The organism is Companilactobacillus zhachilii (genome assembly GCF_003606365.2).
GTDB lineage: Bacteria > Bacillota > Bacilli > Lactobacillales > Lactobacillaceae > Companilactobacillus > Companilactobacillus zhachilii.
The window spans coordinates 19,218-33,390 of record NZ_CP031933.2; the positions used below are offsets into that span (position 1 = coordinate 19,218).

The window sequence follows — 14,173 nt, forward strand, 5'->3', positions numbered from 1 at the left end:
GCTAATTATGCGTAAGAAAAAAATGGAACACAGATTAATTAAAAAAAGAAAAAAATGGCCATGGATTTTATTAACGTTAGTACTACTGATTGTTTTGAGTATCGGAGCTTTCTGGTGGAAGTATGGCTATGATATTAGAAATACGATTGCTGACGGTTATTCATACAGTCAAGGATTGAAGAAATCGGACTTTCATCCTAAAAATTCAACCGTTATATATGACCGTAACGGTAAAGAAATCAAAAAGTTATCGCAATCGAGTTCGAACTACACACCGATTAGTGGAATCAATCCGAAAATCAGTAAGGGATTAGTTGCTGTGGAAGACCAGCGTTTCTATATTCATCATGGGGTTGATCCATATGGTATTATGCGATCCACCGTTTCGACACTGTTGCATCGTCGGACTGAGGGTGGTTCAACGTTGACACAACAACTAGTTAAGAATGTTATCTTACAAGATCAGTCACAAAATTTGACCCGTAAATTAAAAGAAATGGTCATTGCCCAACAATTAGAGAAGAAGTTTACGAAGAAACAAATTCTCGAGTTTTATATAAATGATGTCTATATGGGGCACGGTTCATATGGATTTAGTGCGGCTTCAGACTACTACTTTTCACAGAATCAAAATGATTTATCAATCGATAAATTAGCGGTACTAGTCGGTATTCCTAATAACCCAGTTTATTATGACCCAGTAGCATTTCCTCAAAGAACTGTAAAACGTCGCAATATGATTTTATACATCTTCTATCAACAAGGTTTGATCTCAAAGAAGACTTACCAAGAAGCTCGGACTAAGCCACTAGGATTGCAGATCAATGAGAAGAAATATGATAATGATGTTTCAAATAACTATGCCTTGAGCTATGCAGTATTTAATGCAACTGAAGAATTGATGAAATCGGCTGGATTTACGATGCGTTATGACTTCAAGGATGATGCTGATCGTAATGCCTACAATACGAGTTACCAACAAGCATACGAACGTGCTCATGGTCAATTAATGGATGGTGGCTACACGATTCAAACAACGATTGATGAGTCAGTTCAAAGTAAGATTGAAGAGTTAGTTAATAATGCCTATAAGTCTTATACTGGCCGCGATGTTCATGGAAAGCTAGCACCACAAGTATCTAGCACCGTTATAGATAATAAAACGGGTGACGTTATAGCGATAGTCGGTGGAAGAACTACGAATGGTGATCAGGTTAATCGAGCGATAAGTGGATATCGCCAACCAGGTTCAACAGCTAAGCCAATCGTTGCGTATGCACCAGCATTTGAAAGAGGCTATTTGCCACAGAGTACCGTTATTGATTCGGCAGTTGGTAATCCGACCGTACATAACTGGTACAGTGGCTACACAGGCAGCAATACTTTACGTCATGCTTTGGAAAACTCTATTAATACAATTGCTTACAAGTTGGCTGCCTCGGATACAAAGCATACTTATTATGATGATTTAGCTAAAATGGAATTTGCCCGCTTAGACCCCAATCAAAAGGCTGATCCACGACTAGCTATCGGTTCATTTAAATATGGTGTCACAACTACGGAAATGGCATCAGCATACAGTTCATTCTCCCGTGGGGGCAAGTTTGTCCATCCAAGTAACTTGTCGAGTATTTATGATAATGATAACGGACGCTATATTTATCAAAATACGCATATGAAGAAGTCGGTTTACACCAAGAACGCCAGTTATATGATGATTAATACGATGCAATCCGTTATTACCGATGGACTTGGTAAAGCGGCCGCTTTGGATAACTATAAGTACACGGCCGGTAAGACAGGTACCACTGATGATACAAAGGATTCGTATTTTGTAGGAATGACACCTAGTTTTACGATTGCTAACTGGACAGGTAATGATGTGCCATCAACTTTGACCCAGAGCGAAGATGCTTTGGCAATGCAGGCCTTCAAAGCTGAAGGGGAGTATTTAGTTGATCATATGAAACAGAAACAGACTAACTTCAAAAAGCCTAATACAGTTACTGTTAGTGGAAATAACTTGACTGTGAATACAAGTAATGAAAAACCAAGCATCCAAGATATCATTGATACTGATTTTTCAAAGTATAATTCAGAACAAGAAGATAAGAACACTAATCGACTCTATAACCTTGATTATCGAATTATTTATCACTTAACTAAGAAAGAAGAGTTTAAGCGAGAAGATAAGGTGCAAAAGGCCATCGATAAGTATAATGAGTCGCCAATAACGAAGGAGTCACAATACAATAAGAAGTTAAGCGAATTACAAAAGATACGTTATTTGAATGCTAACGTTAAACGTCAAAGTGCCAAGATTGATTTCAATAAACAAATTCTGGAATTACAGAAGGATTTGAATATGAGTCAGGCCATGTTCCAAGCAGCTAAGGATAATAAAAAAGTTGCAAAATATGAAGCTGAGAAAGAAGCAATTGAAACCCAACGGGCTCAAAAACGTCAATCAATGGTTGATAAACTAATGCCGCAATATAATTCTCAACTTCAAAAGGTTAAAGAAGCTTATAAGAACGATGATTCAGATAAGGCGGACCAGAAACAGAAGTTAATCGATATTATGGATGAGATTAGAAGTTATGGTGGAAATGTTCCTGACGTTAAAATTGATGCTAATGGGAATTCCACAACAAGTAGTTCTAGTTCTTCAAATGATTCATCATCATCTTCTAATTTGAGTAGTAATTAAATCTCTTGTTCTTTCCGGCTAAGATTTTGTCTTCAGATGATATGTTCTATATAAATATTCTTTAAAAATGCAACATATACGTGGGACAAAGCATGCTTTGTCCGCTTAAAACAAATAATAGCTCCAGCAATCCTAAATCGGATTACTGGAGCTATTATTTTAATGCTCGAAAGCTTGTATTGTGTTCTTGCCTGTGCAGAGGCAACTAATTAGATTTCATCTAATTCTTTATTAGTACGTTTGGCAATAGCAGGTAAGACCAATCCTAAAGCAATTAAAGCTAGAGGTGTGATGATGTTAAGTGCTAATTGGAACCACCATGATGATGGATCTTGTGCCATGTTCATCTTAGGAACCATACCTAAGATACATGCGAAGGCTGTTAGGAAGAATGTCCAAAGACCTAATCCAAAGCCGACGTACTTGTTTTTAACAAACATATAATCTGATTGGAAACTGTCGATATGTTTTGATAGCATCATGAATGCGAAGAATACCCATAGATAACGCATTGGCATAACGATTGAGTTAAGGTTCAACAACCAATTATATAAGTCATTCATACCATTGATACCAAGAGCAGGCACAATGATCAAGATTGAAACAAGAATCGCAGTCAACTTGTAACCATTGATAGCTATACCGCGTTTGTTTTTCTTCAAAAGAGCTTTAGGGATGAACTTCTTATCAGCATCACCTAGAAGCATACGTAATGGTGCATCGATTGAGATAGCAAGTGCAGCCGCCGAAGCAACTGTATTAGTAATCGCAAAAGCCCAAACGAACAAGTTACCAACGTGGAAACTGTTACCTAAGAATTGGAAAGCTTGATAAGCACCGTTAGCCATAAGATCAGCTGGAATATGATTTGAGTTAACAATCATACCAATAGCGAATGATCCTAAAATGGCTGATACGGCAACCATAACAGCTAAGATAATCATACCAAGTGGGAATTCCTTAGAAGCATTCTTAGTCTTGTTAACGTATGGTGAAATCTTTTCAGAACCACCAACGGCAAAGACTAGCATGGAAATCGTCGTAAAGTATTGAAAGTCAAATTTCGGTATATATGTGTGAATATCAGACATGTCTGGTGTAGCAATTGGAACATGAGTGATAAATGGAGCACTGACACCTAAGATAATGAAGAGCATTGACATGGCAAACATAGCGATACCAGCAATACTACCTAGGTTGTTAAGAATCGTTGTACCTTTACTTGCTAACCATACAAAGGCAAGAAAGATTATCAAACTAGCTCCTTGAACTACTAATGGGGATGATGTCTTGATAAATGAACCGTTCCCCTTAAATAACCAGCTCAAACTAACCATGATAATTTGTGGCTTTTGAGCAAGATATGGTACGTGCACGACCCAATAAGTCCAAGCAGCAAAATAAGCTAACTTGTTATTAGAAAGTGCTTTGACCCAAGAGCTGACACCCCCGCCAGCTTCTTGGAAGGCTGATCCTAACTGTCCAACCATTAAGGTATATGGGACAAAGTATAGAATCATGATTAAAATCCATGAAGTTACAACAGCTAAACCTTGATTGGCAAAGTTGTTGATAACATTATTAAGACCCCAGACAGTGGTAAAGCCTAATAAGGCAATGTTCCACCATCTGAACGTCTTTGCATTACTTGCATCTGGCATTATTCAAATCCTCCTACGAAGGTGATTATACAGGAAATATGCGCGCAAAACTTAAAAATAATAAGATAGTTTTTCCAATATATTCTACTTTATATTTACGTAAATAAATTTTGATAAAATTGACAGATGGTTTTAAAAAATTATAATTTAGGAATGCAGTGTTCAGCAGAAAAATTTTTAATCATACTGATTAAGCTGTATAATTGCATTCTATCTACTATAATATAGAGAGAATTTGTTTTGAAACGTAGATAGCAAACTAAGCGGAGTTTATTTATGGATAATAATAAAAACAATATGTCTAGAGAGCGCCGGCAAAGAGCGCGTAACAGTGCCTTAGCCTCTAACAATGGTGGTAAAATTAAGCGCCCATTTTTGAAAATATTGGGTCTGGTCTTTTTGGTCATGCTTTTCGTAATGGGTTCTTATGGATTTAGACTTTATGCTCAAACCCAGAATTCTATGGGTAAGACGTATAAAGCATTAGATGGTAAGAAGATTTCTACTCGAATTAGAGATCAGAAACCTGTTTCTATTTTGTTATTAGGTGTTGATACAACTGACAATGGAATTCGAGATACTGAAAAGAATTATCGTGGTAACTCGGATACAATGATCGTTGTAACGGTTAATCCTAAGACAAATAAAACGACAATGATGTCTATTCCAAGAGATTCGATGTCACAAATTTGGAAGAGCGAAACGAATAATACTAAAAAGATTCAAAAAATTAATTCAGCCTATAATATCGGGAATGAAGAGAGTTCAGTTGCTACAACAGAGAAATTCTTGAATATACCGATCGATTATTATGTTAAAGTTGATTTTAACTCGTTGACACAGATCGTAAATGCGGTCGGTGGTGTTGATGTTGATGTACCATTTAGCTTCTCGTATGGTGATACTGGACAAAAGGAATCCCATTTTAAGAAGGGTAAAATGCATTTGAACGGTAAACAGGCACTAGATTACTCAAGAATGCGTTATGAAGATCCTAAGGGTGACTATGGTCGTCAATTGAGACAACGTCAGGTTATTACAGCCATTATTAAAAGTGCTGCGAGTGCCAAGACGTTTACCCGTTATCAAAAAGTATTGGATAGTATCTCCAGTTCAATGACAACCAACTTGAGCTTTACTGATATGCAATCAATGTTCTTGAATTATCATGGTGCGGCGGCAAATATCGGTTCTGACCATGTCCAAGGTTATGGCTCAATGATCAACGGTTCTTCGTATGAAGTGATTCCAACTAAGGAACTACAACGTGCATCGTCTAAGCTTAGAAAACAATTGGGCTTATCTGAAGAAGAACTAGATAATGAAGAAACAAGATTAAATACATTGAATGAAGATAATGGCTTCTCCTTTAAGAGTGAGAATTCTAACCAAAACTATACAATCTTTACACGAGATCAAACTTCTGAGTAGGAATTTGACTAAAGACTGAGACAATAGTTTCAGTCTTTTTTATATGGTTGACTAATGCCGCTTCTGGGTGCGAGTGATGGAGTCCGCTGTGGGACCGGTTCGAGCCAAGGTCTCGAACCTCGATTTTGAACTTCGTGAAAACCGCACGAATTTCAAAATACGTCCTGTGGAGTTAGAGCTTTAGCTCTAACTCCACTATCACTGCTGGACTCCATCACTCGTACCCTCCAGCTAGATTATTATTAACTAAAGTAACTTAATTATAGATATTGTATTGTGCTAATTGTTTTTAGCTACCAATAATATTTAAGGTTAAAAATTCAAACTAGGTTTTATAACCTTATTGATAATTAACTGGTACATCGTGTTAGAAAAAAACAAATTAAATAATTTAATACAGAGGAGATAAATATGAGCGTTTTAGAAGTACACGGCTTAACACAACAATTCTTAGATAAGAAATTGTACGATTCAGCCGATTTACAAGTTAATAAGGAGGATCATTTGGGGATTATTGGTCAAAATGGTGTGGGTAAGTCTACCTTTATCAAAATTTTGACTGGTCAAATTGAACCTGATGAGGGAAAAATCTCTTGGAAGAAGCATTTGACGATTGGTTATTTGGATCAACAAGCCAAATTAGCTCCAGGGATGACGATTTACGAGTATCTTAAAACAGCCTTTTCAAAGTTATATGAAACAAGCGATAAGCTAAACGATATTTACATGAATAACCCGACAGATGAAGACCTTGAAAAAGCTGGAAAGCTCCAAGAAATCTTAGATGCCAACGATTTCTATGAATTGGATACTAAGATTCAACAAGTTGCTACTGGTTTAGGACTTGATGCGATTGGATATGACCATGACGTTTCCAAACTAAGTGGTGGTCAACGGTCAAAGATTATTTTGGCTAAAATTTTGCTAGAACAACCAGATATGATTCTCTTGGATGAGCCAACTAACTACTTGGATACTAACCATATTGACTGGCTAGCTGATTATTTGAATAATTTTGAAGGTGCTTTTATCGTAATTTCCCATGATTATGGCTTCCTGGACCGTATTATTAACTGTGTGGCTGATTTTGAGTTCGGTAAGATCACTAAGTATACTGGTTCTCTAAAGCAAGCCTTGAAGCAAAAGGCTGCTAATAAAGAAACATATATGAAGGCATACGTTAAGCAACAAGAGCAAATTTCGAAGACTAAGGCTTATATTAGAAAGTTTAAGGCTGGTTCTCGTTCAAAGAGTGCTAAGAGTAGGGAGAAACAGTTGGCCCATATGGACGTTTTGACACCTCCAGGGAATAAAACAGCAGCTAGTTTTGGTTTTCCATATATTGAAGTCCCTAGTTCACGTATGTTATTAGAAGTAAATGACTTAAAAGTTGGTTATGATGGGAAGGCTCTATTTGATAAGGCCTTGAACTTCTCCATTGTGAGTGGCGAAAAAATGGTTATTAAAGGATTCAATGGTATTGGTAAGTCAACATTGATCAAGACTCTATTGGGGATAATTCCACCTATTGATGGTAACTTTGATTTCTCAGAGACTGTTAAGATTGGCTACTTCAAACAAGATCTAGTGTGGAAGAATAATCTCGATTCGCCGTTCAAGTATATAAGCGAAGAGCACCCTGATAGGGATGGTAAGGAAGTTAGACGAGTATTAGCTAGAACCGGACTAACTAATCAACAAATCATGTCTCAAATGCGTTCACTTTCTGGTGGCGAGCAGACTAAGGTTAAAATTGCGGACTTAATGTTCGATAATACTAACTTCCTATTCATGGATGAACCAACAAACCATTTGGATGATGAATCTAAGGCGGCACTACGTAAAGGGCTTAGAAACTATGATGGATCAATGATTCTAGTAACCCACGAAGAGGATTTCTATAGTAGTGATTGGATTGATAAGGTCTTAGATATTGAAAAGATCAAAGAAAATTGATTGTTTTCAAAAAAAAGTGAAAAAAGTACTTGCATTGGTTTACCATTAACGGTAAGATATTACCTGTTGTCACGAAGAGTCAACGACATCAACGCTTAGCAAGGATTTTGCTTAAACGTTGAAATAATTATTTTAAATAAGTGCTTGACATTATGTTTTGAACTTGTTATGATAATTAAGTTGACTCGCAAGAGACAGCGAGTAAGAATTTGATGAAATTATTCATTAAATTCTTACAAAAATTATTTTAAAAAGTTCTTGACATTCATTTGTCAGCTTGATAAAATAATTAAGTCGCTGATGAGCGTAAGCGCTTAATCAGCTGGTAGACCTTTGAAAACTGAACAAAGTTTTAACACTAAATTGTGTAGGCCAACATTTATTTGTTGGATTTACAACGAAGTCAATTCGCTAGTATAATTTTTTATGAGTCACAAACTTTTAATATGAGAGTTTGATCCTGGCTCAGGACGAACGCTGGCGGCATGCCTAATACATGCAAGTCGAACGAACTCTGCTGATGATTGAAGCTTGCTTCATGAATCAGTTTTGAGTGAGTGGCGGACGGGTGAGTAACACGTGGGTAACCTGCCCAAAAGTGGGGGATAACATTTGGAAACAAGTGCTAATACCGCATAACAACTACTTTCACATGATCGTAGCTTGAAAGATGGCTCTGCTATCGCTTTTGGATGGACCCGCGGCGTATTAGCTAGTTGGTGAGGTAATAGCTCACCAAGGCAATGATACGTAGCCGACCTGAGAGGGTAATCGGCCACATTGGGACTGAGACACGGCCCAAACTCCTACGGGAGGCAGCAGTAGGGAATCTTCCACAATGGGCGAAAGCCTGATGGAGCAATGCCGCGTGAGTGAAGAAGGTTTTCGGATCGTAAAACTCTGTTGTTGAAGAAGAACATGCGTGAGAGTAACTGTTCACGTACTGACGGTATTCAACCAGAAAGCCACGGCTAACTACGTGCCAGCAGCCGCGGTAATACGTAGGTGGCAAGCGTTGTCCGGATTTATTGGGCGTAAAGAGAATGTAGGCGGTTTATTAAGTTTGAAGTGAAAGCCCTCGGCTCAACCGAGGAAGTGCTTCGAAAACTGGTAAACTTGAGTGCAGAAGAGGAAAGTGGAACTCCATGTGTAGCGGTGGAATGCGTAGATATATGGAAGAACACCAGTGGCGAAGGCGGCTTTCTGGTCTGTAACTGACGCTGAGATTCGAAAGCATGGGTAGCAAACAGGATTAGATACCCTGGTAGTCCATGCCGTAAACGATGAGTGCTAAGTGTTGGAGGGTTTCCGCCCTTCAGTGCTGCAGCTAACGCATTAAGCACTCCGCCTGGGGAGTACGACCGCAAGGTTGAAACTCAAAGGAATTGACGGGGGCCCGCACAAGCGGTGGAGCATGTGGTTTAATTCGAAGCAACGCGAAGAACCTTACCAGGTCTTGACATACCATGAAAAGCTTAGAGATAAGTCTTTCCCTTCGGGGACATGGATACAGGTGGTGCATGGTTGTCGTCAGCTCGTGTCGTGAGATGTTGGGTTAAGTCCCGCAACGAGCGCAACCCTTATTATCAGTTGCCAGCATTCAGTTGGGCACTCTGGTGAGACTGCCGGTGACAAACCGGAGGAAGGTGGGGACGACGTCAAATCATCATGCCCCTTATGACCTGGGCTACACACGTGCTACAATGGTCGGTACAACGTGTTGCGAACTCGCGAGGGCAAGCAAATCACTTAAAACCGATCTCAGTTCGGATTGTAGGCTGCAACTCGCCTACATGAAGCTGGAATCGCTAGTAATCGCGGATCAGCATGCCGCGGTGAATACGTTCCCGGGCCTTGTACACACCGCCCGTCACACCATGAGAGTTTGTAACACCCAAAGCCGGTGGGGTAACCCTTCGGGGAGCTAACCGTCTAAGGTGGGACAAATGATTAGGGTGAAGTCGTAACAAGGTAGCCGTAGGAGAACCTGCGGCTGGATCACCTCCTTTCTAAGGATATGATGCTTATGCATCAACGGAAATACACAATTGTTAAAACTTTGTTTAGTTTTGAGAGGCCTACCGGGCGTTTTTCGGGCCTATAGCTCAGCTGGTTTAGAGCGCACGCCTGATAAGCGTGAGGTCGATGGTTCAAGTCCATTTAGGCCCATTCTCATTTTAATAGTATTAAATTGGGGGCTTAGCTCAGCTGGGAGAGCACCTGCTTTGCAAGCAGGAGGTCATCGGTTCGATCCCGTTAGCCTCCATTGGCAGAAATGCCAATGTTCGTACCTTGAAAACTGGATATTAAGAATTAATGAATTAAAGAAACACCGAAAACTGCGCGATAAAAATGATTAATTTCATATTTTGTCAAGATTAAGTTATAAAGGGCGCACGGTGGATGCCTAGACACTAGGAGCCGATGAAGGACGTAACTAACGACGATACGCCTCGGGGAGCTGTAAGTAAGCTTTGATCCGGGGATTTCCGAATGGGGGAACCCAAATATCGTAATGGATATTTACTTGTTTGTGAATACATAGCAATCAAGAGGTACACGCAATGAACTGAAACATCTAAGTAGTTGCAGGAAGAGAAAGAAAATTCGATTCCCTGAGTAGCGGCGAGCGAAACGGGAATAGCCCAAACTAAAGAGCTTGCTCTTTAGGGTTGTAGGACTGATGTTGTGAGAACAAAAGGTGACGATAGTTGAACAAGCTGGAAAGCTTGGCCAAAGAGAGTGAAAGCCTCGTAAACGAAATCTGACCCACTCCATTCAGTATCCTGAGTACGGCGGAACACGAGAAACTCCGTCGGAATCTGGGAGGACCATCTCCCAAGGCTAAATACTCCCTAGTGATCGATAGTGAACCAGTACCGTGAGGGAAAGGTGAAAAGTACCCCGGAAGGGGAGTGAAATAGATCCTGAAACCGTGTGCCTACAAGTAGTCAGAGCCCGTTAATGGGTGATGGCGTGCCTTTTGTAGAATGAACCGGCGAGTTACGTTAACATGCAAGGTTAAGATGAAAAGTCGGAGCCGTAGCGAAAGCAAGTCTGAATAGGGCGATCTAGTATGTTGATGTAGACCCGAAACCAAGTGACCTACCCATGACCAGGTTGAAGATGCGGTAAAACGCATTGGAGGACCGAACCCGTGTATGTTGAAAAATGCTGGGATGAGTTGTGGGTAGCGGTGAAATTCCAAACGAACTTGGAGATAGCTGGTTCTCTCCGAAATAGCTTTAGGGTTAGCCTCGGGGATTAGGATTATGGAGGTAGAGCACTGTTTGGACTAGGGGCCCGTCTTGGGTTACTGAATTCAGATAAACTCCGAATACCATCAATCTATACCCGGGAGTCAGACGATGAGTGATAAGATCCACCGTCGAAAGGGAAACAGCCCAGATCACCAGTTAAGGTCCCAAAATTCATGCTAAGTGGAAAAGGATGTGGAAACGCATAGACAACTAGGATGTTGGCTTAGAAGCAGCCATTCATTCAAAGAGTGCGTAATAGCTCACTAGTCGAGTGATTCTGCGCCGAAAATGTACCGGGGCTAAGCATGATACCGAAACTGTGGATGTGTCGTAAGACACGTGGTAGGAGAGCGTTGTAAGAGCATTGAAGCTGTACCGTGAGGAGCAGTGGAGTTCTTAGAAGTGAGAATGCCGGTATGAGTAACGAAAGACCAGTGAGAATCTGGTCGGCCGAAAGACTAAGGTTTCCTGGGGAAGGCTCGTCCTCCCAGGGTTAGTCGGGGCCTAAGATGAGACCGAGAGGTGTAATCGATGGATAACAGGTTGATATTCCTGTACTAGTTTATTTTGTTTGAACGATGGAAGGACGCAGGAGGATGATGTGTGCGCGCTGATGGATATGCGCGTCCAAGCAGTAAGTCTTGATAAGAGTCAAATGCTTTTATCTCTAAGGACAAGCTGTGATGGGGAGTGAAATTTTAGTAGCGAAGCACAGTAACTCACACTGCCGAGAAAAGTTTCTAGTTAGAAATAAACTACCCGTACCGCAAACCGACACAGGTAGTCGAGGAGAGTATCCTAAGGTCAGCGAGTGAACTCTCGTTAAGGAACTCGGCAAAATGACCCCGTAACTTCGGGAGAAGGGGTGCTGGTGTAACAGCCAGCCGCAGTGAATAGGCCCAAACAACTGTTTATCAAAAACACAGGTCTATGCTAAATCGTAAGATGACGTATATGGGCTGACGCCTGCCCGGTGCTGGAAGGTTAAGAGGATCAGTTAGCTTTTGCGAAGCTGAGAATTGAAGCCCCAGTAAACGGCGGCCGTAACTATAACGGTCCTAAGGTAGCGAAATTCCTTGTCGGGTAAGTTCCGACCCGCACGAAAGGCGTAATGATTTGGGCACTGTCTCAACGAGAGACTCGGTGAAATTATAATACCCGTGAAGATGCGGGTTACCCGCGACAGGACGGAAAGACCCCATGGAGCTTTACTGTAGCTTGATATTGAGTTTTTGTGTGACATGTACAGGATAGGTAGGAGCCGTTGATTTCGGAACGCTAGTTTCGAAGGAGGCATTGGTGGGATACTACCCTTGTTATATGAAAACTCTAACCCACGCCGCTCAGCGCGGTGGGGGACAGTGTCTGGTGGGCAGTTTGACTGGGGCGGTCGCCTCCTAAAATGTAACGGAGGCGCTCAAAGGTTCGCTCAGAATGGTTGGAAATCATTCGCAGAGTGTAAACGTACAAGCGAGCTTGACTGCGAGACTGACAAGTCGAGCAGGGACGAAAGTCGGAGTTAGTGATCCGGTGGTACCATATGGAAGGGCCATCGCTCAACGGATAAAAGCTACCCTGGGGATAACAGGCTTATCTCCCCCAAGAGTTCACATCGACGGGGAGGTTTGGCACCTCGATGTCGGCTCATCGCATCCTGGGGCTGTAGTCGGTCCCAAGGGTTGGGCTGTTCGCCCATTAAAGCGGTACGCGAGCTGGGTTCAGAACGTCGTGAGACAGTTCGGTCCCTATCCGTCGCGGGCGTAGGAAATTTGAGAGGAGCTGTCCTTAGTACGAGAGGACCGGGATGGACATACCTCTGGTGTACCAGTTGTGCCGCCAGGCGCATCGCTGGGTAGCTACGTATGGACGGGATAAACGCTGAAAGCATCTAAGTGTGAAGCCCCCTCGAGATGAGATTTCCCATTCCGTTAAGGAAGTAAGATCCGTTAGAGAATATGACGTAGATAGGCTGCGGGTGGAAGTGTAGCGATACATGGAGCTGAGCAGTACTAATAGATCGAGGACTTAATCGAGTAAGAGTTTACAGCAGTTTGAAGTGATTCAGATTTAATTCATTAACTTAATATCTAGTTTTGAAGGTACGAGCGAAAATAGTGTGGTGGCGATAGTGAGAAGGATACACCTGTTCCCATGCCGAACACAGAAGTTAAGCTTCTCCGCGCCGAAAGTAGTTGGTGGGAAACTACCCGCGAGGATAGGGAGTTGCCACGCTAATGATAAGGGATTGACGAAAGTCAGTTCCTTTTTTCGTATCTAAAAGAAATAAAGAGAAGAGCCGTTTATGTCCCTGCCGGGATCATAAACGGCTCTTTGTGTGCCCAAAGGAATCCAATTTCTACCTATTATATAGGCTTGATTTTCAGATTAATAAAGGAAATATCTAATTATTTATGAAAATTATGAAAATAGAAACAATTAGTTCTATAATGGAGAGGTTGTCTACCATTAAAGAGAGGGGAATTATAAATGGTACATTTTTTGCGTAACAATAAAATTGCTTCAATAATTTTAGCAATTATCAGAATCTATTTAGGTGTCGAGTGGACCTTGGCCGGATGGGAGAAGGTATCTGGTGGTGCTGCTGGTGCCGTTAAGGGACTAGTTGCTAATGCTATCAAGAATCCCGTTAAGGGACCTACTGGCGATGTCGTATATCCATGGTTTAACAGCCTACTTAGTGGTATTTTGCCACACTACCGTGGAATGAGCTTTTTAGTTTCATGGGGAGAGTTGTTAGTCGGATTAGGATTGATCTTTGGTTGTTTGACAACAGCTGCTGTCTTCTTTGGATTGATGATGAATTTTTCATATTTATTAGCCGGTGCTATTTCTGTAAATCCATTGTATATTTTTCTGGAATATTTCATTATTATTGCTGGTTTTAATGCTGGTAAAATTGGTTTGGATTATTGGGTTATTCCTTGGATCAGAAAAAACATTTTCAAATCGAAAACTACAATATGATTTTTTAAATAAAATTAAAAAGAAACTGAAAATTTTTCAGTTTCTTTTTTTTCTTTTTATGAAAATTGTATTTTTCTGAATTAAGGAACGTATAGGCACTATACATATTTAAAATAAGGCGTAAAATAAAATATTGGTATAGATAATAAATTAAGTTCATATTTCTATAA

At 40.7% G+C, this 14,173-nt stretch carries 5 protein-coding genes, 2 tRNA genes and 3 rRNA genes; 9 read left to right on the forward strand and 1 reads right to left on the reverse strand.

Annotated features, from left to right (window positions below; translation table 11 throughout):
* The first annotated feature begins 7 nt into the window (after positions 1 to 7).
* Entirely contained in the window at positions 8 to 2,710 is a 2,703-nt protein-coding gene (locus D1B17_RS00080) for a transglycosylase domain-containing protein (protein ID WP_120144115.1), read from the forward strand.
* 209 nt (positions 2,711 to 2,919) lie between these two features.
* Here D1B17_RS00080 and D1B17_RS00085 read toward each other — a convergent pair whose 3' ends face one another.
* Positions 2,920 to 4,371, reverse strand: coding sequence for an amino acid permease (locus D1B17_RS00085; RefSeq protein WP_120144113.1), 1,452 nt, complete (start codon positions 4,369 to 4,371; stop codon positions 2,920 to 2,922).
* Between the two features lie 276 nt (positions 4,372 to 4,647).
* On the opposite strand from D1B17_RS00085, the gene D1B17_RS00090 reads away from it, so the two are divergent.
* The 8 genes from D1B17_RS00090 (at position 4,648) to D1B17_RS00125 (ending at position 14,003) form a co-directional block, all read left to right on the forward strand.
* Positions 4,648 to 5,802, forward strand: a complete 1,155-nt coding sequence (locus D1B17_RS00090) for an LCP family glycopolymer transferase (RefSeq protein ID WP_120144110.1) — start codon at positions 4,648 to 4,650, stop codon at positions 5,800 to 5,802.
* A 411-nt stretch (positions 5,803 to 6,213) separates the two neighbouring features.
* Complete coding sequence (locus D1B17_RS00095) at positions 6,214 to 7,758, forward strand: ABC-F family ATP-binding cassette domain-containing protein (protein ID WP_120144109.1); 1,545 nt, start codon at positions 6,214 to 6,216, stop codon at positions 7,756 to 7,758.
* 442 nt (positions 7,759 to 8,200) lie between these two features.
* Positions 8,201 to 9,767 (forward strand): 16S ribosomal RNA (locus D1B17_RS00100).
* Between the two features lie 85 nt (positions 9,768 to 9,852).
* A tRNA-Ile gene (locus D1B17_RS00105) sits at positions 9,853 to 9,927 on the forward strand.
* A 24-nt stretch (positions 9,928 to 9,951) separates the two neighbouring features.
* A tRNA-Ala gene (locus tag D1B17_RS00110) sits at positions 9,952 to 10,024 on the forward strand.
* Positions 10,025 to 10,134: 110 nt separating this feature from the next.
* Positions 10,135 to 13,051: ribosomal RNA gene (locus tag D1B17_RS00115) — 23S ribosomal RNA — on the forward strand.
* An 82-nt stretch (positions 13,052 to 13,133) separates the two neighbouring features.
* Positions 13,134 to 13,250 (forward strand): 5S ribosomal RNA (gene rrf / locus D1B17_RS00120).
* The 16S, 23S and 5S rRNA genes sit together here with 2 tRNA genes alongside, the layout of an rRNA operon.
* A 255-nt stretch (positions 13,251 to 13,505) precedes the next feature.
* Positions 13,506 to 14,003, forward strand: a complete 498-nt coding sequence (locus D1B17_RS00125) for a DoxX family protein (RefSeq protein ID WP_120144108.1) — start codon at positions 13,506 to 13,508, stop codon at positions 14,001 to 14,003.
* The last annotated feature ends 170 nt before the right edge of the window (positions 14,004 to 14,173 follow it).

Coding starts and splice junctions, on each gene's coding strand:
- D1B17_RS00095 (WP_120144109.1), top strand. CDS start 6,214: ATGAGCGTTTTAGAAGTACACGGCTTAACACAACAATTCTTAGATAAG.
- D1B17_RS00090 (WP_120144110.1), top strand. CDS start 4,648: ATGGATAATAATAAAAACAATATGTCTAGAGAGCGCCGGCAAAGAGCG.
- D1B17_RS00125 (WP_120144108.1), top strand. CDS start 13,506: ATGGTACATTTTTTGCGTAACAATAAAATTGCTTCAATAATTTTAGCA.
- D1B17_RS00080 (WP_120144115.1), top strand. CDS start 8: ATGCGTAAGAAAAAAATGGAACACAGATTAATTAAAAAAAGAAAAAAA.
- D1B17_RS00085 (WP_120144113.1), bottom strand. CDS start 4,371: ATGCCAGATGCAAGTAATGCAAAGACGTTCAGATGGTGGAACATTGCC.